This window comes from Paraburkholderia nodosa DSM 21604, assembly GCF_000519185.1.
GTDB lineage: Bacteria > Pseudomonadota > Gammaproteobacteria > Burkholderiales > Burkholderiaceae > Paraburkholderia > Paraburkholderia nodosa.
In genome coordinates this window covers 1-23,094 of the sequence record NZ_JAFA01000003.1, presented here as the reverse complement: position 1 = coordinate 23,094, position 23,094 = coordinate 1, and the positions used below count along the sequence as shown (strand labels likewise).

Annotated in this window: 25 protein-coding genes; 15 read left to right on the top strand and 10 right to left on the bottom strand. The window is 67.1% G+C overall.

Annotated features, from left to right (window positions below):
* Window positions 1–37 precede the first annotated feature (37 nt).
* Window positions 38–475 carry a hypothetical protein gene (locus A3CW_RS0104620; protein WP_028202521.1) on the top strand — a complete coding sequence of 146 codons (438 nt, stop codon included), beginning with the start codon at window positions 38–40 and terminating at the stop codon, window positions 473–475.
* 195 nt (window positions 476–670) lie between these two features.
* Here A3CW_RS0104620 and A3CW_RS0104615 read toward each other — a convergent pair whose 3' ends face one another.
* On the bottom strand, window positions 671–1,357 hold the full coding sequence (locus A3CW_RS0104615; protein ID WP_245623540.1) for an NADPH-dependent F420 reductase: 687 nt from the start codon (window positions 1,355–1,357) through the stop codon (window positions 671–673).
* A 103-nt stretch (window positions 1,358–1,460) separates the two neighbouring features.
* On the opposite strand from A3CW_RS0104615, the gene A3CW_RS45225 reads away from it, so the two are divergent.
* Window positions 1,461–2,447, top strand: a complete 987-nt coding sequence (locus tag A3CW_RS45225) for a LysR family transcriptional regulator (protein WP_081771522.1) — start codon at window positions 1,461–1,463, stop codon at window positions 2,445–2,447.
* On the opposite strand, the gene A3CW_RS0104605 is transcribed toward A3CW_RS45225, so the two are convergent.
* Window positions 2,448–3,281: an isocitrate lyase/PEP mutase family protein gene (locus A3CW_RS0104605; RefSeq protein ID WP_028202519.1), complete on the bottom strand. Its 834-nt coding sequence runs from the start codon at window positions 3,279–3,281 to the stop codon at window positions 2,448–2,450.
* 302 nt (window positions 3,282–3,583) lie between these two features.
* On the opposite strand from A3CW_RS0104605, the gene A3CW_RS0104600 reads away from it, so the two are divergent.
* Complete coding sequence (locus tag A3CW_RS0104600) at window positions 3,584–4,579, top strand: LacI family DNA-binding transcriptional regulator (RefSeq protein WP_028202518.1); 996 nt, start codon at window positions 3,584–3,586, stop codon at window positions 4,577–4,579.
* Window positions 4,580–4,585: 6 nt separating this feature from the next.
* Here A3CW_RS0104600 and A3CW_RS0104595 read toward each other — a convergent pair whose 3' ends face one another.
* Complete coding sequence (locus tag A3CW_RS0104595; RefSeq protein ID WP_028202517.1) at window positions 4,586–5,332, bottom strand: IclR family transcriptional regulator; 747 nt, start codon at window positions 5,330–5,332, stop codon at window positions 4,586–4,588.
* 199 nt (window positions 5,333–5,531) lie between these two features.
* Here A3CW_RS0104595 and A3CW_RS0104590 point away from each other — a divergent pair, with 199 nt between their 5' ends.
* Window positions 5,532–6,719, top strand: a complete 1,188-nt coding sequence (locus tag A3CW_RS0104590) for a pyridoxal phosphate-dependent aminotransferase (protein WP_028202516.1) — start codon at window positions 5,532–5,534, stop codon at window positions 6,717–6,719.
* Here A3CW_RS0104590 and A3CW_RS53040 read toward each other — a convergent pair.
* The 3 genes from A3CW_RS53040 to A3CW_RS0104575 all read right to left on the bottom strand — a co-directional run bounded on the left by A3CW_RS53040 (window position 6,716) and on the right by A3CW_RS0104575 (window position 7,957).
* Entirely contained in the window at window positions 6,716–7,108 is a 393-nt protein-coding gene (locus tag A3CW_RS53040; protein ID WP_028202515.1) for a nucleotide triphosphate diphosphatase NUDT15, read from the bottom strand. The genes A3CW_RS0104590 and A3CW_RS53040 overlap by 4 nt on opposite strands.
* Before the next feature lie 112 nt (window positions 7,109–7,220).
* A complete protein-coding gene (locus tag A3CW_RS0104580; RefSeq protein ID WP_028202514.1) occupies window positions 7,221–7,454 on the bottom strand; it encodes a hypothetical protein in 234 nt (77 codons plus the stop codon).
* A gap of 38 nt (window positions 7,455–7,492) precedes the next feature.
* The gene (locus A3CW_RS0104575) at window positions 7,493–7,957 is read right to left on the bottom strand and encodes an Lrp/AsnC family transcriptional regulator (protein ID WP_028202513.1); all 465 of its coding nucleotides are present in this window, start codon (window positions 7,955–7,957) and stop codon (window positions 7,493–7,495) included.
* Window positions 7,958–8,093: 136 nt separating this feature from the next.
* Between A3CW_RS0104575 and A3CW_RS0104570 the strand changes: the two genes are divergently transcribed.
* Window positions 8,094–8,720, top strand: a complete 627-nt coding sequence (locus A3CW_RS0104570) for a LysE family translocator (RefSeq protein WP_028202512.1) — start codon at window positions 8,094–8,096, stop codon at window positions 8,718–8,720.
* Between the two features lie 88 nt (window positions 8,721–8,808).
* Here the strand turns inward: A3CW_RS0104570 and A3CW_RS0104565 are convergent, their stop codons facing one another.
* Entirely contained in the window at window positions 8,809–9,315 is a 507-nt protein-coding gene (locus A3CW_RS0104565) for a DUF1993 domain-containing protein (RefSeq protein ID WP_028202511.1), read from the bottom strand.
* Window positions 9,316–9,760: 445 nt separating this feature from the next.
* Here A3CW_RS0104565 and A3CW_RS45220 point away from each other — a divergent pair, with 445 nt between their 5' ends.
* The gene (locus A3CW_RS45220; RefSeq protein ID WP_407669699.1) at window positions 9,761–10,264 is read left to right on the top strand and encodes a hypothetical protein; all 504 of its coding nucleotides are present in this window, start codon (window positions 9,761–9,763) and stop codon (window positions 10,262–10,264) included.
* A 360-nt stretch (window positions 10,265–10,624) separates the two neighbouring features.
* Window positions 10,625–10,894, top strand: coding sequence for an RNA-binding protein (locus A3CW_RS0104555; protein ID WP_028202510.1), 270 nt, complete (start codon window positions 10,625–10,627; stop codon window positions 10,892–10,894).
* A 17-nt stretch (window positions 10,895–10,911) separates the two neighbouring features.
* On the opposite strand, the gene nadE is transcribed toward A3CW_RS0104555, so the two are convergent.
* Window positions 10,912–11,790 carry an ammonia-dependent NAD(+) synthetase gene (gene nadE, locus A3CW_RS0104550; RefSeq protein ID WP_035512354.1) on the bottom strand — a complete coding sequence of 293 codons (879 nt, stop codon included), beginning with the start codon at window positions 11,788–11,790 and terminating at the stop codon, window positions 10,912–10,914.
* A 155-nt stretch (window positions 11,791–11,945) separates the two neighbouring features.
* Between nadE and A3CW_RS0104540 the strand changes: the two genes are divergently transcribed.
* Complete coding sequence (locus tag A3CW_RS0104540) at window positions 11,946–13,226, top strand: L,D-transpeptidase (protein ID WP_407669698.1); 1,281 nt, start codon at window positions 11,946–11,948, stop codon at window positions 13,224–13,226.
* Window positions 13,227–13,267: 41 nt separating this feature from the next.
* Here A3CW_RS0104540 and A3CW_RS0104535 read toward each other — a convergent pair whose 3' ends face one another.
* Complete coding sequence (locus tag A3CW_RS0104535; protein WP_028202506.1) at window positions 13,268–14,182, bottom strand: DMT family transporter; 915 nt, start codon at window positions 14,180–14,182, stop codon at window positions 13,268–13,270.
* A gap of 201 nt (window positions 14,183–14,383) precedes the next feature.
* Complete coding sequence (locus tag A3CW_RS0104530; protein WP_028202505.1) at window positions 14,384–15,958, bottom strand: ABC1 kinase family protein; 1,575 nt, start codon at window positions 15,956–15,958, stop codon at window positions 14,384–14,386.
* A gap of 178 nt (window positions 15,959–16,136) precedes the next feature.
* Between A3CW_RS0104530 and A3CW_RS0104525 the strand changes: the two genes are divergently transcribed.
* From A3CW_RS0104525 to A3CW_RS0104495, 7 genes are all read left to right on the top strand, one after another.
* Window positions 16,137–16,892, top strand: coding sequence for a DeoR/GlpR family DNA-binding transcription regulator (locus tag A3CW_RS0104525; protein ID WP_028202504.1), 756 nt, complete (start codon window positions 16,137–16,139; stop codon window positions 16,890–16,892).
* Window positions 16,893–17,324: 432 nt separating this feature from the next.
* Entirely contained in the window at window positions 17,325–18,407 is a 1,083-nt protein-coding gene (phnS, locus tag A3CW_RS0104520) for a 2-aminoethylphosphonate ABC transporter substrate-binding protein (protein WP_028202503.1), read from the top strand.
* Between the two features lie 78 nt (window positions 18,408–18,485).
* Window positions 18,486–19,595 carry a 2-aminoethylphosphonate ABC transport system ATP-binding subunit PhnT gene (phnT, locus tag A3CW_RS0104515; protein WP_028202502.1) on the top strand — a complete coding sequence of 370 codons (1,110 nt, stop codon included), beginning with the start codon at window positions 18,486–18,488 and terminating at the stop codon, window positions 19,593–19,595.
* Window positions 19,573–20,487, top strand: coding sequence for a 2-aminoethylphosphonate ABC transporter permease subunit (locus A3CW_RS0104510; RefSeq protein WP_028202501.1), 915 nt, complete (start codon window positions 19,573–19,575; stop codon window positions 20,485–20,487). The genes phnT and A3CW_RS0104510 overlap by 23 nt, the downstream gene beginning before the upstream one ends.
* Window positions 20,477–21,352, top strand: coding sequence for a 2-aminoethylphosphonate ABC transport system, membrane component PhnV (phnV, locus tag A3CW_RS0104505; RefSeq protein WP_035512349.1), 876 nt, complete (start codon window positions 20,477–20,479; stop codon window positions 21,350–21,352). Before A3CW_RS0104510 ends, phnV begins: the two co-directional genes overlap by 11 nt.
* A 157-nt stretch (window positions 21,353–21,509) precedes the next feature.
* The gene (locus A3CW_RS45215; RefSeq protein ID WP_245623549.1) at window positions 21,510–22,121 is read left to right on the top strand and encodes a GntR family transcriptional regulator; all 612 of its coding nucleotides are present in this window, start codon (window positions 21,510–21,512) and stop codon (window positions 22,119–22,121) included.
* Between the two features lie 73 nt (window positions 22,122–22,194).
* Complete coding sequence (locus tag A3CW_RS0104495) at window positions 22,195–22,749, top strand: phosphonate degradation HD-domain oxygenase (RefSeq protein WP_028202499.1); 555 nt, start codon at window positions 22,195–22,197, stop codon at window positions 22,747–22,749.
* Window positions 22,750–23,094: the final 345 nt, after the last annotated feature.

Sequence of the window (23,094 nt, the reverse complement as noted above, 5' to 3'; positions counted from 1 at the left end):
ATACTCGGTTCCGTCTCAAAAACGTAAGAGAACAACTATGTCGAAGAAAATCATCCAGATGGTTGCCGTTGCTGCGCTGACTGCTGCGGCCTCGCTGCCGGTGCTGGCCGGCGATATGAACAACGCACTGGGTGGCGCGCTCGGCGGCGTCGCCGGCGCTGCCGTAGGTGGCGCCGTGGGCGGTAGCACCGGCGCGGTGATCGGGGGCGCGGTGGGCGGCGGCGCGGGTGGCGCGGTCACCTCGAATCGTCGCGAGCGCACGGGCGCCATCATCGGCGGCGCGCTCGGCGGCGGCGCAGGCACGGCGGCGGGCAACGCCATGGGCGGTCGCACGGGCGGCCTGCTCGGCGCGGCAGTGGGCGGCGGCGCAGGCTCGGCGCTCGGCGGCAATATCTCGCGCTCGAACTCGTACGCCGACGACTATTCGCGCGGCTATCACGGCAAGCGCCACAACAAGCACCGTCACTACGACTAAGCACCGCTTGCCGGGCGCAACGGCGACGCGCCGCTGCGCCTCGTTATTTCGCGCCGCCGCCTGCGGCGGCGCTCGCCGGGCCGTTCTGGCCCGCGCGGAATTTCCTCCCCTCTCGGGCTCGACCTCATCCGGGTGCCGGCGGCTTCGCGCTATTTGATTCGGTATGCCAGGCGATTTTCCCGGTATCGGTGAGCCTCAATCCTGCCGCGGTTTGCGTCGCCATGAGCCATGCGGCCGCTCCTTGTCGCGCTCGGCCGCGGCGAGCGCGACGCGCAGTTGCGTGTGGTTCAGTGGCATGCAGTAGGCCGGTTTTGCGCGCTCGAAGCGCCAGCTATCGGCAAGCGATCCCGCGTCGAGCGCGTCGAAGTCGAGCTGTGCGTGCAACGCGGCCACGAGTGCCTTCGCTTCTTCATTGTCTGCCGCGACGGGTAGCGCGCGCCGTCCGCCTTCGACAGGCGGCCGCTCTTCGCGCGGCAGGTCGTACGCAAGAATCGCACTGAACGCCTTGACCACCCGTGCGCCACTGAGTTGCTGCGCAACGCGCTCGCTCGTGGCCTCGCGGTGTTCGTCGAACGCCGCAATGGCGCCGTCGCGCGCCGGATAGTAATTCATGGTGTCGATGACGACTTTGCCGGTGAGCGTTTTGACCGGTATCTCGCCGAGCGCGGACAGCGGCAGCGCCGCGATCACGATCTCGCCGAACGCCGCGGCCTGCTCCAGCGTGCCGATCCGGCAGCCCAGCGCCGCCGCTTCTCCCGCGCGCGCCTTCGGATCGCGCGACGAGAGCATCACCTCATGTCCCGCCTGCGCGAGAAGTTTGCCCAGCGTCGAGCCGATCTCGCCCGCGCCGAGAATGCCGACAGCCAATCGATGTTCGTTCATGGGAAGCCCCGTGGTTTGCTATGGAGACCCCAGCGTAGCGCCGAAACTCCCATGCGATAATCGGCCATCCGGGTGAAACACTTGAAACGTTGGATTTCCAATCGTGGACAAATTGACCAGCATGACCGTGTTCGTGAAGACCGCCGAATCCGGTTCGTTCACGGCGGCGGCGCGCATGCTCGCGATGACGCCGCAGATGGCGGGCAAGCACGTCGACGCGCTGGAAAAGACGCTAGGCGTGCGCCTGTTGCAGCGCTCGACGCGCAAGCATGCGCTCACGGAAGCCGGCCGCGCCTATTTCGAAGCCTGCCGGCGCGTGCTCGAAGAGGCGGCCGCCGCTGAGGCCGTCGCACTCGCACAGACCGCCCACCCGCAAGGCACGCTGCGCGTGACGGCGCCCGTCGCGTTCGGCGCCTTCCGGCTTGCGCATGAAATCAAGGCCTTTCTCGCAGACTGCCCGGACGTGAAGGTCGATCTCGTCCTGAGCGACCGGCAGTTCGACCTCTTGCAGGACGGTTTCGATGTCGCGTTTCGCATCGGCGCGCTGCCCGACTCGCAACTGGTCGCGCGGCCGCTCGCGCCCTATCGGCTCGTGCCGTGCGCCGCGCCGGCCTATCTCGCCGCACACGGAACGCCGGCGCATCCGCGTGAACTCACGCAGCACGTGTGCCTCGATTACGCGTTCGACAGCTTTCCGGCGCCCCAAACGTGGAACTTCAAGGACGGCGACACACAGATCGAAGTCGAGCCGCGCGGCCAGCTGCGCAGCAACGACACCCGCGCGCTGATCGCGGCGGCGGAGGCGGGCGTGGGAATCGTGCTGGCGGGCGAGCCGAACCTCGCGCCGTCGGTGGCGGCGGGGCGGCTCGTGCCGCTGCTCGAGGCGTATGCCGCGCCGGTGCGGCCCATGCATCTGCTTTACGCGGATCGCCGCGCGCAGGCGCCCAAGCAGCGCGCGTTCGTGGCGTGGGCGCTGGCGTGCTTTGGCGAGGCCGGCAGCGTCACCGGCGCGCGGGCGCCGGCGTCGCCACATGTTCGTCGTTCGGTGCGCAAGCCGCGCGCGCCACGCACCATCACGCCCGCAGCGTAGTCAGGTCTCGCTACGGAAGGCGGCGTTGAGCGTCGCGCCGGGGGCCGCGCCTTCGAAGCCGTCGAAACGCCCTTCGGTGAGCCGTTGCGCCGCGTGCATGAAGCCGCCCCACGCGGTGCGGGCGAGCGCGCCGCCCACGCTCACGCGGCGCACGCCGAGCGCGGCGAGATCGTCGAGCGTGAAGGCCGACTTCGCGCCGATCAGCACGTTCACGGGCTTCGGCGCGACGGCGGTGACGACGGCCACGATCTGCTCGCGCGTCTGGATGCCGGGCGCATAGAGGCAATCCGCGCCCGCCTGCGCGTACGCCTGCAAGCGCGCGATGGCGTCGTCGAGGTTGGGCACGCCGGCCACAAAGTTCTCCGCGCGGCCAACGAGCACGGTGTCGCCGCCGCGCGCGTCGATGGCGCGCCGCGCCGCGCGCATGCGCTCGACGGCGATCTCGATCGGCAGCAGCGGCGCTGCGTCGTCGCCGGTCGAGTCTTCCACGGAAAGCCCGGCGACGCCGGTTTCGACGGCGAGGCCCACGCTTGCTTCGACGCCTGCAGGATCCGCGCCGAAGCCGCTTTCGAAGTCGGCGTTCACGGGCAGGTCGGTGGCCGCGACGATCTCGCGCAGGTGCGCGAGGATCGCGTCGCGCGGCAGGGTGTTGTCGGCATGCCCGCGCGACCATGCGAACCCGGAGCTGGTGGTCGCGAGCGCCTTGAAGCCGAGGCCCTGGAGATAGCGTGCGCTGCCCACGTCCCACGGATTCGGCAGCACGAAGCAACCGGTGGCGTGCAGCGCGCGAAAGTCGGCGCGTTTCTCGGCAATGGTGCGGGCGGGTCCTGACATGGCAAGTTTCCTCCTGGCTCGTGGGTGGGCGGCGGGGCGTCTGCGCGGGCGTGCGCATCCTCCGACGCCGGTCACCGATTGTGACCGAATTCCTGGATTCCCGAATCGAACGGCGTTCGCTTGCGCAGCGATTTTGCACAAAGATAAGGATCGCGAATTAAATGAATGCCTACGAAGGCGATGGCATGCAACGGCTCGAAACGAGGAAAAGAAGGGCGCAGCCGTTATGATATGCGTTCTTTTTATTTTGCCGTCCAGCCGCGATGTCCAAAACCAGCGCTCCGAAAGCCACGCCGCCCCGCATGTCCGATGTCGCTCGTCTCGCGGGCGTTTCGAAAATGACGGTGTCCCGCGTGATGGCGGGGCGCAGCGCGTCGGAGGCGACCCGCGAACGCGTGCAGCGCGCTATCGACGAGCTGGGCTACGTGGCCGATGCGGCGGCCGGCGCGCTTTCCTCGGGGCGCTCGTCGTTCGTCGCGGTGCTCGTGCCATCGCTTTCCAGCTCCAACTTCTCGGACACCGTGAGCGGCCTCACCGCGGTGCTTGAACCGCAAGGGCTCGAACTGCTGATCGGCGATACCGACTACTTCCTCGATCGCGAGGAGCGTCTCGTGCGCCAGATGCTGCGCCACCAGCCGCGCTGCATCGCGCTCACGGGCGCGCAGCATACGGACGCCACGCGCACGCTGCTGCAGCGCTCGGGCGTACCGGTCGTCGAGATGTGGGATCTGCCCACGGAGCCGATCGACATGGCCGTGGGCTTTTCCAACGTGAGCGCCGCGCGCGAGATGGTGCGCTATCTCGCGGACAAGGGGCATAGCCGCATCGGCTTTCTAGGCGGTGCGGGCGACCTTGACCGGCGCGGTCTCGACCGCCTCAAGGGCTTTCAGATGGAAATGAAGGCGCTCGGGCTCGAAAGGCACCGCGTCGTGCAACTCGGCGACTCGCCGGTCACGATGAGCCACGGCGCGCCCGCCATGGCCGAGCTGCTCGAGCGCTGGCCCGACACGCAGGCCGTCATGTGCGTGAGCGACATGTCGGCGTTCGGCGCGATCATGGAATGCCAGCGGCGCGGCGTCAGCGTGCCCCGTGATATAGCGGTTGCCGGCTTCGGCAACTTCGAGATCGCGGCGTGCTGCCATCCGGCGATCACCACGATTTCGGTCGATGCCTACGGCATTGGCCAGCGCACGGGCGAGGCGATCGTCGCCGCCCTCGCGGCAGTGGACGGCGCGAGCGCGTCGCATCCCGTGAAAACACGCATTCAGTACACCGTCGTGCCGCGCGCGAGCGCTTGAGCCTCTTCAAAGCCCCTTGGCGATACGCTGCGCCATCTCGACCACCGCGATGGCGAGCCGCTTTTCGCGGCGAGCGTCCAGCCGCTCCAGCGGCAGGCTCGCGCTGACCGCCACACGCTTGCCAAGCGCCGTCACGCCGACGAACGCCGCGAAGCACGCGATGCCCGCCGTCACTTCTTCCCGCTCGTGCGCGAGGCCGGAGCGGCGTATCGCGGCGAGCGCCGCTATGAGGTCCTGCTTGCGCGTGATGGTGTTGGCCGTCACAGCGGGAAGCTGACGCGGCAGGATGGCGTTGACCTCATCATCGGACAGGCTGGCGAGCAGCGCCTTGCCCAGCGCGCTGCAGTGCGCCGGTAGCCGCGAGCCGAGATCGGAGACGAGACGCACGGGCCGCGCGGGGTCCTCGCGCGCGAGATACACGACCTCCGCGCCGTCCAGCACCGCAAGCTGAACCACTTCGTTATGCGTCGCGACGAAAACGGTCGCTTCCTGGCGGAACACTTCCTGGAGCCGATCGTGCCGCACGTAAGTGCTGCCTAGCTCGAACAACGTGAGGCCGACGATATAGCCGTCGGTGCGCTTTTCGATCCAGCGCCGGCGCTCGAGCGAGTCGAGCATCAGATAGAGCGTGCTGCGCGAGAGGCCAGTGGCCTGCGCGATCGCCGCTGCGCGCATCGGACCTTGAGCGTGTGCGAGCACGTCGAGAATATCGTGTATGCGCCGGAGCGCCGGAACTTCGTAGGGTGAGGACATGGAGCCGCGCGGCGGGTTTGCCGACCAAAAGATCATCCAACAGGCTGGAAATACTAACACCACGTTGGATACGCGTATGAGCGCATCGACATTTCTCAGCGGCATCGTTCCTTGGTATCGTTGCACCCACGAATCAACGGAAACGGTTTGAACGCCACGACGCGCGAGGCGCGCCGTATGTTCGGGAGAGTCGCGAAAGATGAAGTATTCGAATCTGGTCGAGCGGTTGCAGGGCCGTCGCACGACGGCGTGGGAGATCCATCACGCAGCGGTGCAGGCCGCGGCGCGTGGCGAGGACGTGATCGTGCTGAGCGTGGGCGACCCCGACTTCGGCACGCCCGCGCCCATCGTCGAGCGCGCCGTGGCCGCGCTGCGCGAGGGCGATACGCACTACTCGGCCATCATGGGCCGCGAGCCGCTGCGCGAAGCGATTGCACGCGAGCATGCGCAGCAAAGCGGGCGCGCGGTTGGCGCACAGAACGTGATTCTTTGCGCGGGGGCGCAAAACGGCTTGTTCGCATCGTCGCTCTGTTTGCTGGAGGCCGGCGACGAAGTGCTCGTGCCCGAGCCGATGTACCTGACCTACGAGGCAGCGATCCGCGCGTCGGGCGCGACGCTCGTGCCGGTGCCCGTCGATCCCGGGAACGGCTTCCATCTCGACTGTGACGCGCTCGATGCCGCCGTCACGCCGCGCACGCGCGCGATCTTCTTCGCGACGCCGTGCAACCCCACCGGCGCGGTGATGCCGCGCGAACACCTCGAACGCGTCGCGCAGCTGGCCAGGCGGCACGACCTGTGGGTGCTCTCCGACGAGGTCTACGCCGACCTCACGTTCGAGCGTGAGCACGTGAGCATCGCCGCGCTCGAGGGCATGGCGGAGCGCACGGTCACGCTCGGCAGCCTCTCGAAGTCGCATGCCATGGCGGGCTGGCGCCTTGGCTGGGTGATCGCGCCGGAAACGATGATTGCGCATCTGGCGCGGCTCGCGCTCTGCATGCTCTACGGGCTGCCCGGTTTCATCCAGGAGGCGGCGATCACGGCGCTCGACAACCGCGCGCAGATCGTCGCGCAGATGCGCGAGATCTATCGCCGCCGGCGCGACATCGTCTACGAGCGGCTGGCGGGCGTGCCGGGGCTCAAGTGCCTGTTGCCGGAGGCGGGCATGTTCATGATGATCGACATCCGCGGCACGGGCCTCGACACGCAGGCGTTCACCTGGCAGCTGTTCGAGGCGCAGAAGGTTTCCGTGCTCGACGCAAGCGCGTTCGGCGAGACCGCGAACGGCTATGTGCGGCTGGGTTTCGTCGTGGACGAAGCGAGGCTCGTCGAGGCCTGCGAGCGCATCGCGGCGTTTGTCCGGGAGCGCGCCGCGGCCGCGACGCGCTAGCGGGTCTCGAAGTAGAGGCGGGTGGGCTCGAACAGATCGGCGGGCAATGCATCCCGCGTGAACCACGCCCACCGCGCGCACTTGTCGGGTTCCGCGACGACTGGCGTGCCCGGCGCGGCGGCCTCGACGAACAGCGTCACATGACGCACGCGGCTGGCTTCGAGCCAGCCGCTGGCCCAGCCGGCGGCTTGCGCCTCGATCATTTCCAGGCCGGTTTCCTCACGCAGCTCGCGTGCGGCCGCGGCGAGCGGATCCTCACCGGAGTCGACCTTGCCGCCGGGGAACGCCCACGTGTCGCGTCCCCATGCGCTTTTGCGCAGGCCGAGCAGCCACGCATCGCCGTTGCGTACGACGACGCCCACGCCGAGCACGGTGACGGGAGCGTTCATGTCATCAGTCATGCTTTGTCGATATTGATCTGGAATCCGAATCAATTGAGAGGCCGATCGCAGGCTGCACGCCGCTCCGCCTTTGCGGGGCGCGCAGCAAAAGCGGGCAGGCTCAGCGTTCGCCGTCGAAGAGATCGTTGAGCATCTCGTCGAAGGCGGCCTGGGCGTCTTCCAGTTCCTGGAGCGCCATGTCGAAGGTCTGCAGCGCGAACTGCGTCGGCTTGCCATCGCCTTCCGGCGGAAACTGCGACTGCAGCGAGGTGAACGCCGACTTGACGCGTTGGGTCGCGGCCAGTACGCGGTCCATGGCGGCGGCTTCTTCGGCTCGTGCCTGTTCTGGGGTCATCGAAAACTCCGTTCTTACGTGAATGGGGTTGGGTGCGTTCAGGGCAGGGGCAGTCCGCCCTCGGCTTTCACTTCGCGCAGCGACAGCGCCGATTCGACCGAGGTGACACCGGGCAAGCTGCGCAAGTGGTCGCGCATGAAGGTGCCGTAGTCGTCGAGATCGCGGGCTACCACCTGCAAAATATAGTCGGCCGTGCCGGATACGTTGTGGCACGACAGAATGCGCTCGATCGCCAGCACCTCGCGCTCGAAGCGGTCGGCCAGCGCGCGGTCGTGCACGGCGAAGCGCACCGAGACGAATCCCACCACGCCATAGCCGAGCGCGCGGCGCGAGAGCACGGCCCGGTAACGCTCGATATAGCCGTCCTGTTCGAGGCGCTTGAGGCGCCGCGCGCACGGCGTTTCGCTCAGGCCCACCGTTTCGGCGAGCCGTGCGTTCGGCATGCGCCCGTCGGTTTGCAGCGCGCCGAGTATCGCCCGGTCGAGTTTGTCGAGGTCGCTCATGGCGGTTAGGGGAGTTCTGGTGCGGATTCGGGAATCTTAGCGCATTCCGCCAATCTCTGGCTAAAGTGGTATGAAAATCGCCATAAATCGCTCTGCGTGTAGCGGCAAGATAGAGCCTCTTTCACGCGAGGCCAACATGATTTCCGCCCACCTGCTGTTGATGTTCATTGTCGCCCTGATTATCGTCTGCGCGCTGCCCGGCGCCGACATGGCGCTCGTGATGCAGACCAGCATGAACCGCGGCACGCGCAGCGGCTTCGCGGCGGCCTGTGGCCTGGGACTCGCGCGCGCGACCCACGTGACGCTTTCGGCCTGCGGTCTCGCGGCCTTGCTGCACAACGCGCCGTGGCTTTATGAGGTCGTGCGCTACGTGGGGGCGGCGTATCTCACGTGGATCGCCGTGCAGATCTTCCGCGCACCGGCGTTCGCGATGCCCGAGCAGGAGGGCGTGGCGGTGGCGCGGCCGCTTCGCGCCGATTTCGCCAAGGGCCTGCTCACGAACCTGCTGAACCCGAAGGCGCTGCTGTTCTGCTCGGTGCTGCTGCCGCAGTTCATCCGGCCCGAGGTGGGCTCGGTCTGGCTGCAGGTGTCGGTGCTGGGCGTGCTGCTGGTTGCCGTATGCGCGCTCTTCGACGTGATCTACGTGCTGGGCGCCGCGCGCATCGCCGTGTGGTTGCGCGGCCATCCGCTGGCGCAGACGGTCCAGAAATGGGCGTTTTCGTCCGCGTTGATCGGCTTCGCGCTGCGGCTCTCGCTCGATTGACGCCGCTGCCGGGAACGACCGTTGCGAGAAGGCGCGCGGCGCGCAAGGCGCCGCACGCTTTTTTATTGCTTGCGTTTAGCGGCTCGCGTTAGCGCCCGCCAAGATAGTCGAGCTTGCCCAGCTCCACGCCGTTGTGACGCAGGATGTCGTAGGCCGTGGTGACATGGAAGAAGAAGTTGGGCAGCACGAAGCCCAGCAGATAGCTCTGGCCCGTGAACTCGATCGGGCCGCTGCGCATCTTGAGCGTAATGCTGCGCGCTTCCGTGCCGTCGATCTGCTCCGGCTTGAACCCGTTCAGATAGTCGATGGTCTTCTGGATACGGGCATGCAGTTCGTCGAAGGTGACCTCGACGTCCTCGAATTTCGGCGCCTCCACACCGGCGAGGCGCGCGGCGCAGCCCTTTGCGGTGTCGGTGGCGATGTGGATCTGACGCAGGAGCGGCAGCATGTCGGGGAAGAGCCGCGCGCCCGTCAGCGCGGTGGGGTCGATCTGCTTTTCCGCCGCGTGCGCCTGCGCCTTGCCGATGATGTTTTGCAGATTGGTGAGGCCGCGCACGAGCACGGGCACCGATGCTTGATACATGGAAATGGACATGGGGTTTCCTCGTTTCTTCGAATGCGCGCGATGCGCTCCGCTCTGGAGCTGACCGGGCGGCCCATTATGCGCTATCGCGTCGCGTGCTGCCATCGGCCAAACGGCCAGCATCGGCGCGACGGCCGGGTGTTTCGCCGGGCGCATGAATTACCTGGGATTACAAATCAAAAATTCCTTGTGAAACCTTGAGGGTTGGGAGCGCTTGCGGCGAGGCAGTGCGGGCCGGCGCGCGATGTGCGCAACAGCATGCCTGCAGGCCGATGTGCGCAATTGCCCTGACAATATTTGATTGTGGTTTAATAGCCCGGCACCAACCATCCATTCCGCATCGTGCAGCACGATGCGCTCAACCATGAACGCAGAAAAGGCAGCAATACGCCGCATCGCGCGCCGCATGGCAGAAGGCATTGTTTGTCGCACTGGCGCGCCGCGGTGGCGCGCGCGAGTGTTGCGCGTTTCGCTGCTGGCGCTCGCGACGGGCAGCGCGGCGCCGGCCGCATTCGCGCAAGATCCACGGCTGCTCGATACCCGCGTCACGCAGGAGTCGGTGACGGACACGATCTGCCGTCCGGGCTACGCCGATACCGTGGCGCCGCCGTTCGACGAGACCATGGCGCTGAAGGACCGCATGCTCGCGGCGCGCGGCATCGACGCCGACGACGGTGTGGGCTACGCGCTCGACCGGCACGTGCCGATCGTCCTCGGCGGGTCGCCGGACGCCACGGCCAACTTCGATCTCATTCCCTGGGGCGGCCACGCGGGCGAGCGCCGCAAGTCGCTGCTCACGGTGCGCCTGAAGCGCTGCGTGTGCGCGGGGCGCATGACGCTAACCCAGGCGCAGGCCGCGATCTCCGGCAACTGGGTGCACCAGTACGATCGCCTCACCCGCATGGACTGCGGCGGGTCGGCCGACGAGACAACCTCGGCAAGCCGCGACGACGGGTCCTGAAGCGCCGTTTCGCGCGCACCTTTCCTCCCTCGGGCACGCTGATTGCGGACCGGATCACACATGCGCAGCAGGCAATCAGGCGGCAATCGGTTAGCCGTCTGCCGCCAGACAATATGCCGCAGCGCACCGCTCAGCAAATGCGACTATGCTGACATTCATCAACACAAGGGAGTCACAATAATGCTCACGTCCAGTCTTTTGTTACTTGGCGTCGCTGCCGTGCTCGGCCAGGTGGCGTGGACCCGTACCCGCGCTCGCGCGAGCCTGCAGCCCGTGCGCGTACGCGTACGCGCGACGCAACCCCGTCGGTTCCGCTGAGCGCTGCACGTCGACTCCGAATACCCCGCGAGGTAGGCTGTCATGCACCTGACCGTCTGGAATGTTCCTGAAACCTGCAGCGAGCAGGATGTGCGCAGCTTTTTCGAGCGCGAACTCGGCAAGTACGCCAAGGGCATCACCGTTTATGACGCAGGCACGCCCAACGCGCACGCGGACCTCGAACTCGATTCCGAAGTGCCTTACGTGGCCGACGCCGTGGCGCGCGAACTTCAGTCCCGCCGCCTCGCGGGCGTCGCGCTGAGGGTGAGCGCGCCGCCGTTCGACGACGAGGAGCCGCCGCAACGCAGCTGAGCCGTTCGCGCCGCGTTTCAGCGGCCGTCGTCGGCGGTGTCGTACGGTGTATAGGGCAGCGCCCGCTTGTGGCGCGTCGACTCGTAAAAGCGAAAGATCGTCTCGTACGCGCGTTCGCTCACCGGTTTGCCTTCCAGAAAGTCGTCGATCTCGTCATAGCCGATCCCGTAGGCGTCTTCGTCAGGATGCAGCGGGCGCAACGTTTCCAGATCCGCAGTGGGCGTTTTCTCCACCAGCGTGGCCGGAGCGCCCAGCGCCCGCGCCAGCGCGCGCACGCGCCGCTTGTTCAGGCCCGCGAGCGGCAGTACGTCGGCGCCGCCGTCGCCGAACTTCGTGAAAAAGCCCATTAGCGATTCCGCCGCGTGATCCGTGCCGATCACCAGTCCCGCTCGCGCACCGGCCACCGCGTACTGCGCGATCATCCGCTCGCGCGCCTTGATGTTGCCGTGAACCATGTCCTGCGCGCTCTCGTCGGCGAAGGCGAGGCCGCTCGCCGTGAGCGAGGCGAGCATCGCGTCGGCGGCGGGGCGCATGTCGACGGTCAGGATTTCGTCCGCGGCGATAAAGGCGAGCGCGGCGGCGGCGTCCGCTTCGTCGCGCTGGGTGCCATAGGGCAGACGCATCGCGACGAAACGTGCCGACGTCTGCCCCTGCGCGCGCAGGCTTTCCACGCTCAGCTGCGCGAGGCGCCCGGCCGTTGCGGAGTCGATGCCGCCGCTGATGCCCAGCACGAGCGTCTGCAGCCCGCTCGCCTGGAGGCGCTGCCCGAGAAAGCGCACTCGCTGCTCGATTTCGGCTTGTGCGTCAAAGCGTCCGGCGACATTCAGCTCGACGATGATGCGTCGCTGGCGGGCGAGGCGGTCGGCTTCGGGGTTGGCGTCCGATCGGATGGACATGGGCGGTTCCTCAATCTGGCTGCGCACGCGACATATGCGCGCAGTCTGCGTTGTCTGGTCTAATGTCGGGTGGTCGTGGCGCTGTCAGCGACGCCGCACGGACGGCGCCCGACGTATCCGACTTCAGACAAGACGCACAATCGGCCGGACTCACGATGAACGACAATTTTTCGCGGCGCATGGGCGCTCGCGTACGCGGTGGCGTCCGGGGCGACGCCCCGAAACTTCCCCATCATAGAGCGCGGTGGTCGGGCGCGCCGGCGCGCCGCGCAATAGTCGCCGCACTTTGCAGCTGGTTTTACGCTTCGTGGGCGGCAAGCGCCGCTTACGCCTCCGACGCCGCGACGGCTTCCGGCGCGCACGTTGCCTCGGGCGCCGTGCGCAGCGCGCCGGTGCAGGCGGCGTCGAAGCCGGCCGCGTCGGGCCCATCGGCTGCTTCGGCTGCTTCGGGTGCATCGGCGGCTCGGCCGTTTGCCAAAGCGGCTTCGGCGGCTTCCGCTGCTTCTGTGCCCGCGCCTGCTTCGGCGGCTTCGAGCGCTTCGAGTGCGTCTGCAGCTTCGTCGGCGCAGCCGGCTTCCGCGGCCTCGGCCGCGTTGGCCGCCTCCGCGCCTCCCGCGCTCGTGCTGCCCATTCACCGGATGCTCACGCCGGAGGAGGCCGTCGAGGAAACCCGCGGCGCACTCGAAATGCGCAAGCGCTTCGCGCGCAACGTCAACCGGCGCCTGCATGTGCCGCTGGCCGAGCAGCGCGCGTACGGTCAGCGCTTGCAGGCTGCGCTCGAAGAGAAGAACCTCGGCGCGCTGGCGGGCGAGTTCGTTATCCTCGTCGATCGCAGCGCGAATGTGCAGGCGCTCTTCATCTACTTCCGGGCCATGCCCGACGAGCCGTGGCTCATGATTGGCGCGTCGCCGGTCGCGACCGGACGCCCCGGCGAGTTCGACCACTTCCTCACGCCGCTCGGCGTGTTCGAGCACACGCCGCTGAACATGGACTTCCGCGCGGAAGGCACCATGAACCAGAACAACATCCGCGGCTATGGCCGGCGCGACATGCGCATCTACGACTTCGGCTGGGTGGACGGCGAGCGCGGCTGGGGCAAGGGCGGCTATTCGCAGATGCGCTTCCAGATGCATGCCACCGACCCTGACCGCCTCGAGCCGCTGCTTGGCATCCGCCACTCGAAGGGCTGCGTGCGGATTCCCGCGACGCTCAACGCGTTCATCGACCACTACGGCATCATCGACGCCGAATACCAGGCGCTGGTCGACGAGGGCAAGTCGCTCTGGGTCCTCCACTCGGACCGCGAGATCACGCCGTGGGCGGGCCGCTTTGTCGTCGTGGTCGATTCGGAGCGCAAGACGCGCCCGGCGTGGTCGCCCGCACCCGGCGGGAAGGCGCGCGCGAAGGTGCCGGCCGGCGCCGACACCGCCGACTGAGCGCGCGATCCGGCGAGGGCGCGCAGGCGCGTGCGCAGGCGCTACGCGCGCCGCGCGAGCAGCACGCCCGCGAGCGCGACGCCGAAGCCTGCCATCTGCACGGGCGTGAGTGTTTCGCCGAACAGCAGCCAGCTTTCGAGCGCCGCGAGCGGCGGCGCGAGAAAGAGCAGCGCCGTGGCGCGGGCGGCGTCGCCGTGGCGCACCATCCACACGAGCAGCGTCACGCCCGCGCCCGAGAGCATCGCAATGCCCCACGCCAGCGAGAACCACAGGGTCGGCGTCGAGATCCAGCGCGTCTCGCCGAGCACGAGCGCGAGCACGGCGGCGACGATGGCCGCGCCCAGGTTCTGCACGGCGCTCGCGCTGCGAATGTCGGCTTGCGCGAGCGAAGTCTTCTGGTAAAGCGTGCCCGCCGTGATCGATCCGACTGACACCACCGCGACCACCACCACGAGCAGCGGATTTGCGTGAGCGTGCGTGTGCGCGGTCGCGGCAGCGGCGTCCGTGATCGCGCCGCCGCCGGCGTGCATGGCGGCGTACAACTTCGGGCTCAGCACGAGCACGACGCCGGCGAGGCCGAGCGACATGCCGGTCCAGCGCCGCGGCGGCAGGCGCTCGCCGAACGTGCGTGCCGCGATGGCGGCCGTCAAGAGCGGCTGGAGCGCGCCGAGGAGCGCCATCACGCCCGCGCTCAAGCCCTGCGCGACCGCCCAGTAGCCCGCGCCCAGATAGACGCCCTGCAGGAGCGCGCCGGCGAAGAGATGCTTGCCGATTTCGCGTCCGCGCGGCCAGGGCGCGCGCATCGCCAGCGCGACGATAGTGAACAGCGCCGCCGTGCCTGCGAAGCGCGCCAGCAGGAACAAGTTGGGATCGGCGTAGGGCGCGATGGCGCGCGCGACGACGAAACCCGTCGACCACAGGACGACGAAAAAGGTGGGGGCGAGGGTGGCGAGCATCGGTGTCGAAGTGGGCGCGCGCTGACGCCGCGTGGAAAAACACGAAAGGCTCGGAGTATCGCGCGACGTGCAGGTTGCGGTCTTGTTCAGGACTGCACTGGCCCGGACGCGCGCCGCTCGACGATGCGAACGCAACTAACTGCCTAGCCCGTGCTGCGCCAGCTAATGCAGACATCACAAAGCTGGAAACGCTAGCAGCGCCTAGCTTCCAAACAACACGGCCGTCACACCAATCAAGCCGCCGCAGACCGCACAGGCGAGCAGCAGCGCGCGCGTGCGCCGATGCTCGCGGCGCCAGGCGTCGAGCAACGCGGCCTGCTGCGCGGCTTGTCCCGCAGCGGGACCGAGTCCGCCCTTCGCGTGGTGCTCGAGGAAGTGGAACACCATCTGCGGCACGCGCGGTGCGATTTGCGCGAGGTGGGGTAACTCCTGCGAGAGTCGCCGGATCCAGCCGCGGTGGCCGAGATCTTGCCGCGCGATATCGGCGAGCGTGTGCCGCGCGATGCCCCACGCATCGACGCCCGGATGGATCGAGCGGGCCAGCTGCTCGGCCTGGCCGAATGCGCGCTGCGCGGCCACGAGGCGCGGCGAGACTTCACCCCCGAACGGCTGCACCGAATGCAGCAGATGATGGAACAGCGCCCCTGCGCTGCGCTCGTCGGTGTCGCTCGCGAAATGCGCTTCGCTGCGCGTGCGCAATTCGGCCTCGATCTGTTCGGTGCGTGCATGCGTGGGCACATGACCCGCCATGTGATGCAGTGTGGCGAGCCGGCCGTAGTCCTGTTCGAACAACGCGGTCGCGCCGTGCACGAAGAATTCGCGTTCAGGCGAAGAAAGGCTCGTCATCAGCGCGGCGCCCGCGAGCACGAGGCGGCCGCGCGTCTCGGGTTCGACGCTCACCGCGACCCGGCTGGCGTCGAGGGCCGCATGGAAGAACCCGTGCTCGAACGCCTGGCGCGTGACCACTTCGATCAGATGGGCCGCCACCTGCGTGACGTTGATGTGGTGCTCGGCAAGCCCGGCGATATCGGTCGCGCGCACGGTGTCGATGTGCTGCACCGCGATCGTCTGAGGGGTGCAGAGGTCCCAGATCACGTCGGGCACGACGATGCGCGGGTCATCGCCGAGCTGATGGCCGCTCTGGCTCAGGTTCGCGGCCTGGGCGCGCAGGTCGAAGCGGCGGTGCAGATCGTCGCGCAGCGCCTGCGCGAGCGCGTGCAGCTGCAGCTTGCGCGCGGCGCGCGAAAAGCGCTCTATCCAGCGGGCCACGGCGCACAGCAGCGCGGCGTCGTCGTCGACTTCCTGGACCTGTTTTGCGCGCAGCACGCGCAGCGTGATCGTCTGGTGGCCGTTCACCGGCAGCGCGAGCCGCGCAATGTGTGTCTGCTCGCACCAGCCGTTGTGGGCCGGCTTGGGGGCGATCCACGTGAACACCGTTGCGGGCGGTTTGCCGAGCGCGGCCCGCAGCGTGGTGTCGAGCGTCTCGCCCGCGAGGGGTTCTTCGAAATGCTCGATGGAGTCGATCGCGTCGTGCAAGGTCGCGCCCGCGAGTTCGGGGCGCGTGGCGAGCGTTTGCGCGAAGGCCGCGGCGAGCGGTGCGAGACGCGGCAGCGAACCATGCAGGCGCGAGGCGAGACGCGGGTCGCCGTGCAGGTTCGAGGCGAGCGTGAGGAACCAGTGCAGCTTGTGATGCTCGGGCGCGGCGAGCCAGATCAGCCTGAAGCCATAACGCAGTGCACAAAACAGCAGACGCAGTTGACGAAGTCGTGAACGCATGAATTCCAATGGTCATCGCATGAGCGCGCGGTCTCCACGAGATTAGCAGGGATGCGCCCGCGATGGCAGGGCGGGCTCGTTCTGCGCATGCGTAATACAATACGGCGGCTTTTCCGGATTCACGTCGGACTCACTTCATTACCCGCGTTTTTTCCACGCACGACCCGCGCCCATCGAGATGCTCGCAGAACAACGTCACCAATACATCCTCTCGCAAGTGAACCGGACGGGCGCGCTTTCCGTGGCGGATCTCGTGCGCGAACTGCGCGTCTCGCGCGAGACGATCCGGCGCGACCTCAATACGCTCGCGGAGCGCGGGCTGCTCGTCACGACTCACGGCGGCGCGCTCTCGAGCGATCGCCGCGAGCCCGATCTCGACGTGCGCGAAGCCGCCAACGCGAGCGCCAAGCGCGCGATCGGCGAACGCGCGGCGGAGTTCGTGCCCGACGGCGCCTCGGTCATCATCGATTCCGGCAGCACCACGCATGCGCTCGCGCGCGCACTCACGGACCGCCATCGGCTCACGGTCTATACCAACGACTGGCGCATCGCGCTGTTGCTCGGCCGCCGCAACGAAAACCGCGTCACGCTGCTGGGCGGCGAGCTGTCCGACCACGAGGAGGCGACCTTCGGCCTCGACACCGTGCAGCAGCTCGCGCAGTACCACGCCGATTTCGCGTTCGTCGGCGCGGGCGGCATTACCGCCGACGGCTGGCTCACCGACTACTCGCGCATGGTCGCCGAGGTGCGCAGCCGCATGCTCGCGGCCACGGCCTGCGCGATCGTCGTCGCCGACCACTCGAAGTTCGGGCGCGTCACGCCCGTGCGCATCAACGGTTTCGAGCAGGCGCGCTACGTCATCACCGAGCTTGCGCCCGAAAAGAGCGTCGCGCGCGCGATTACGGCGCGCGGGCCCGAACTCGTCATCGCCTGAGTCTTCCTGCGGCGTGGCGCGACGCGCGCTGCGTTTGCCCGTCTACACGTCTGCATGGCTGCCGTCAACACCGCTGCCGGCGGAATCATCACGCGTATGTGGCTTGTCGAATATTGGCGAATTGTGGAATTTTTTGACAAACGCCACAATCGTCATGCGCATGTCATCAAAACCTGTGATTCTTGCGGGGCCCGTCCAGATGGGCCGGTAAGCGAGGTGAGCGGCAATTCCGCGGCTTCGCCGGGCCGGTCGGTGCAGATGGAAAGCGTCGGATTGTAGACAATCTGCAATCCACGATGCGAGACCATCATCAGACGGGCAATGACAGGCGGCGCAGTCCGCCGAAGTTCGGATTGTTCAGCCCAGTTCGATCCATTCAATCACAAACGCATCGGGTATCCCGAGCATCTGGTTTTGCCTTCGGAGAGTGACATGAACCACACGAATTCCCATCGCGCGGGTTTTGCACGCAAGCTGCTGCCGATCGCGGCCGCCGCAGCGCTGCTGGGCGCAGCAGCGAGCGCGCATGCCGCCGACGCCGTCGTGCTGTACACGGCCGACGGCCTCGAAAATCTCTACAAGGACGTGCTGCCGGCCTTCGAGAAGAAGGAAGGCGTCAAGGTCAACATCGTGACGGCGGGCAGCGGCGAAGTGGTGAACCGCGCGAACGTCGAGAAAGACTCGCCGAAGGCCGACGTGATCGTCACGCTGCCGCCGTTCATCCAGCAGGCGCAGCAAAGCGGCCTGCTCCAGCCGTACCAGAGCGTGAACTACAAGAATGTCCCGACGATCGCGAAGGCGACCGACGGTTCGTGGGCGACGTTCGTGAACAACTACTTCTCGTTCGCGATCAACCCCGATGTCGTGAAGAACGAGCCGAAGACGTTTGCCGACCTGCTGCACCCGGACTACTCGGGCAAGGTCGCGTACTCGAACCCGGCCACGGCGGGCGACGGCATGGCCGTGATCATCCTCACGACCTCGCTGATGGGCGAAGACAAGGCGTTCGACTACCTCAAGAAGCTCGAGCAGAGCGCGAAGTTCCACACCAAGGGCACGGGTTACCTCGACGTGCTGCTCTCGCGTAACGAAATCTCGGTGGCCAACGGCGACCTGCAGATGGATCTCGACGACGCTGCCAACGGCGGCCTCTCGCTCAAGCCGATCTTCCTGGCGGCCGACGCTGGCGGTCATCCCACGACGTTCCAGCTGCCGTACGCAATCGGCCTGATCAAGAGCGGTCCGAACCAGGCTGAAGGCAAGAAGCTGATCGACTATCTGATGTCGACGGACGTACAGTCGAAAGTGCCGGACATCTTCGGTATTCCGGGCCGCACGGACGTGGCGCTTACGGGCAAGAACGGCGAAGCCGTCAAGCAGGCCATCAAGGGCGTGAAGCTGATTCCGGTGGACTGGAACCAGGTGATGGCGAAGAAGGCCGACTGGACGACGCGCTGGAAGAACGAAGTGATCGGCTCGTCGGGCAAGCAGCTCGAAGTCGTGAAGCCGAAGTAAGCAACTGTACCTGCAACTTTGTATGGGACCAGAGTAAGGCGCCAAAGCGCCAACTCTGGCCGACAGGAGATGAACCCGGTGAATACCGCAAGCCTCGCGCCGGCCGGCATGGCCCGCGCGCTGCCGGATGTGTCCGGACTGACTGACGCCACGGACGCCTCCGGCGCCGCGGGCGTGCAGATCGACCACCTGAGCGTGCGCTTCGGCGCGCGCACTGTCCTCGACGATCTGTCGCTCACGATCCGCCGCGGCGAACTGTTGACCGTGCTGGGCCGCAGCGGCTGCGGCAAGACGACCTTGCTGCGTTTCATCGCCGGGTTCATCGAAGCAGATGGACTCGCGGGCTCGCTCACCGTGGCGGGCCGCGACCTGACCCATGTGCCGCCGCATCAGCGCAACCTGGGTCTGCTGTTCCAGAGCTACGCGCTCTTCCCGCATCTCTCGGTGTTCGAGAACGTCGCGTTCGGGCTGAAGGCGCGCCGCGTGCCGTCGCGCGACATCGCGCGGCGCGTGGCCGACGCGCTCAAGCTCGTGCAACTCGGCGACTCGGGCCACGTCATGCCCGCGCAGCTCTCGGGCGGAATGCAGCAGCGCGTGGCGCTCGCGCGTGCGCTCGTGATCGAGCCGGATGTGCTCCTGCTCGACGAGCCGCTCTCGGCGCTCGACGCCAATCTGCGCGCTTCGGTGCGCTCCGAATTGAAGGCGTTGCACGAACGCCTGCCCGATCTCACGATCGTCTGCGTGACGCACGATCAGGACGACGCGCTCGTGCTCTCCGACCGCACGCTGCTGATGCGCGATGGCCACATCGCGCAGCTCGGCACGCCGCAGGAACTCTACGACTCGCCCAACGACGCCTACGTGGCCCGTTATCTCGGCGCGGCGAACCTGCTGCCGCCGAACGTCGCGTTCCCGGTGGGCGACGCGCGCCACGACGTGCGCGACAAGCTCGCGTGCCTGCGCCCCGAAAGCCTGCGCGTGGTGCCGCTCGGCGAAGGCTCGCTGCACGGCACGATCGAATCGGTCGAGTGGTATGGCTCGGTGCTCTCGGTGCCGGTGCTGCTCGACGCGATGCCGAACGAACCGGTGCTCGTCACCATGCAGCGCGGCCACGGCATGACGCCGGCGAAAGGCATGCGTGTGTCCCTGCGTTACGAGGCTGATGATGTCGTCCTTATCAACCCCTGATTCCGCCCTGGCTCTGCCCAGCGCCGACGCGCACGCGGCCGCTGTGCGCCGCCGCGAACGGCGCGCGCAATGCCATATCGCGTTTCTGCTCGTGTTCGTGCTCGGGCCGCTCGTGGTCTATCCGCTCGTACGTCTCGTGCTGCTGAGCCTTTCGGGCGCGCATGGCTTGAGCTTCCACGCGTACGAGACGTTCTTCGGCAATCCCGATTCGCGGGGCGTGATCGTCACGACGCTGTGGATCCTGTTCCTGAGCGCGGGTCTGGCTTCCGTGCTCGGCGTCGCGCTCGCCGCGCTGCTGTTCTTCAAACCGTTTCCGGGCGCGCAGCTCGTCACGCGTTTTCTGGAACTGTTCGTGGCGTTCCCGTCGTTCCTCGTCGCGTTCACGCTGATTTTTCTGTACGGCTCGCAGGGCTCGGTGAGCATCGGGCTGCAACGGCTCTTTCATTTGCAGGCGCCGCCGCTCGACTTCCTGTTCGGCATCGGCGGCGTGGTGCTCGCCGAAGTGGTGTTCTACGCGCCGTTCGTCGTGCGCCCGACGCTCGCCGCGTTCGCGCTGCTCGACATGCGCCTGATCGAAGCCGCACGCAGTCTCGGCGCGAACAGCCGGATGGTCGCGCTGCGCGTGATCCTGCCGCTCGCGTGGCCGGGTATCGCGGCGGGCACGATCCTGTGCTTTCTGCTGACGTTCAACGAGTTCGGCATTCTGCTCGTGCTCGGCAGCGCGCACCTCATCACGCTGCCGGTGGCGATCTACAGTTCGGCCACGGTCGATCTCGATCTGCCGACGGCCGCCGCAGGCGCCGTGGTCATGCTCGCGATGTCGCTTTCCCTGTATGCGCTGTATCGGCGCGTGAATCGCCGCAGTCATGGAGGCGCGCGCAATGTCAACTAATCCCGTCGCCGGTTCCGACCGTATCGCGCTGCCGCCGAAGCATCTTCGTGCGCGGCCTGTCGAGCGCAGCCTCATCTCGCGCGTTGCCAGCGCGGCACTGCTTGGCTTCGCGGCGCTGCTGTGCTTCTGGCTTTTCGTGTTGCCGGTGATCGTCGTCGCGTTGTCGAGCGTCGCGTCGCACTGGTCGGGCACGATCTTGCCCGACGGTTTCAGCACGCGCTGGTTCGAACGCCTTGGCTCGAGCGACTTCGATGCGCTCGCAACGAGTCTCGAAGTCGGCTTCGGCGTGGCGGTGCTCGGCACGGCGCTCGGTCTGTGGCTCGCACTCGCGCTCGAAGGGCGCGACCGGCGCGGTCTGGGCGCGGTCGTCGATACGCTCGCGATGGTGCCCAACGGCGTGCCGAGCGTGGTGCTCGGCCTCGCGGTGTTGATCGCGTATCACAAGGCGCCTGTGGATCTGTCGAGTTCGGCTGCGATCGTCGTATTCGTGCAGCTCGCGCTTGTGTTGCCGTTCTGCTATCGATGCGCTTCGGCCGCGCTGCGTTCCGAGCTGACCGTGCTGCGCGAAGCGGCAGCGAGTCTCGGTGCGCCGCCTTCGATGGTGCTGCGCCGCGTGGTGCTGCCGCAGCTCGTGCCGGCCATCCGCGCGAGTCTCGCGCTGGGCTTCGCACTGTCGCTCGGCGAACTGGGTGCGACGCTCACGGTGTATCCACCGGGCTTTGCGACGGTGCCGATCGTCGTGGTGGGCGCAGTCGAGCGCGGTTACTACCTGCCGGCTTCGGCGCTCTCGCTGGTCCTGTTGCTCGTGTCGCTGGCGGCGCTGGTGCTGATCGCGTCACGTGTGCCCCGCCGGCGGGCGGACTGAGTGGATGGATGCCATGCGGTTCGATGCGCCGCAGGCGCGCAACAGACGGACAAGGCACGACGTGCAAGATTCGATGAGCGAAGAGCGCGCGAGTAGCGGCAACGCGGGCGATCCTGATCGCGATCCTCAGACATTGTCCGACACGACGCCGCTTGCCATGGTGCGCCAGCATTCGCTCACTGCGCTGGTGCGCGACGAGATCGAGCGACGCATCGCGGCCGGCATGCTCGCACCCGGCGACAAGCTCAACGAAGCCGACTGGGCGGCTCGCCTGGCCGTCTCGCGCGGACCCGTGCGCGAAGCGTTTCGCGCGCTGGAGCAGGCCGGCCTCGTGCGCAACGAGAAACATCGGGGTGTGTTCGTGCGCAGCGTCGGCGCGGCTGAGGCCCAGGAACTGGGCGTAGTGTGCGCGGCGTTGCGCGAAGCGGCGTGCCGGATGCTGGCGCCGCGCATCGACGCGGCCCAGGTCGCCGAGTTGCGCGAGCACCTCAACGCGATGCGCGACGCGGCAGTCGCCGAGAAGGGCGAGGCTTTTCTGCAAGCGCGCGACGCGTTTCGCGCGTCGCTCTTCGCCTCGGCTGGCAATGCCAGGCTGCGCGAGACCTATGAGGGGACCGTAAGCGAATTGCGGCTCTCGTCGCGGCGTGCGGCGCCGGCGCACAGCGCAATGGATGCATCGTATGCGGGGCATCGGGCACTGTTGAGCGCGCTCGCGTCGCGCGACGCCGACGAATCGGCCAGGCGCATGCGCGAGTCCTGCGGCGACTGAGAGCAGAAGGAACGATGGTCGGCGCGCTCGTGTGGGCCGTCGCCGTATTCACGTCATAGAGGAGTTGAAGAAGATGGCACTGAGCCTCGCGGATATTCGTGAGCTGTTCGAGACGTACGGCGCCCTGGGCTATAGCGGCGAGCCGGTCACGCAACTGGAGCACGCACTGCAAAGCGGCGCGCTGGCAGAAGAAGACGGCGCGACCGAAGAGCTGACCGCGGCGGCGTTCCTGCATGATCTGGGTCACCTGCTCAACCGTCAGGGCGAAACGCCGACCGAACGCGGCATCGACGATCTACACCAGTACTATGCGCTGCCGTTCCTGCGGCCCGTGTTGCCCGATAGCGTGCTGGAACCGATCCGCTTGCATGTGGATGCGAAGCGCTACCTCTGCGCCGTCGATGAAGCGTATTTCGGCTGCCTTTCCGCAGACTCGGTGCGCAGCCTTGAATTGCAGGGTGGCATCTTCAATGCCGATGAGGCGCGCGATTTCGCTGCGCGCCCCCACGCCGAAGACGCGGTGCGCCTGCGCCGCTGGGACGATCTCGCGAAGGTGGCCGGCAAGCCGACGCCGGATCTCGACCACTATCTGCAGCTCGTCGAGCGCGTTATGCAACGCCACGTTTGAGGCGATTGCGCTCACGCGTTTTTCCGAATTTCACGCGAGTCAAAAAACCGCTTGCAAGATGTCACCTGCGTGACTAGAATTCCGGTCTTTCGCGCTTTCGATGAAGGCGCGGGGAGACGGGAAGCCCAGGCGAAAGCCTTGGGGTGACTGGGTCTGCGGGTGATTCGAAGTTGAGCGGCAGGTTGAACGAAGTTAAAAAACCTGTTGACAGATCGCCAGACAGTCTTCATAATCTCGTTTCTCTGCTGCTGACGCAGCAACGCAGAAGGAAGCCGGTAGTTGAGTGGTTGTCTGAACGAAACTGCGCGGCACTTTCGCGATCGATCTTTAAAAATTTACAGCCGA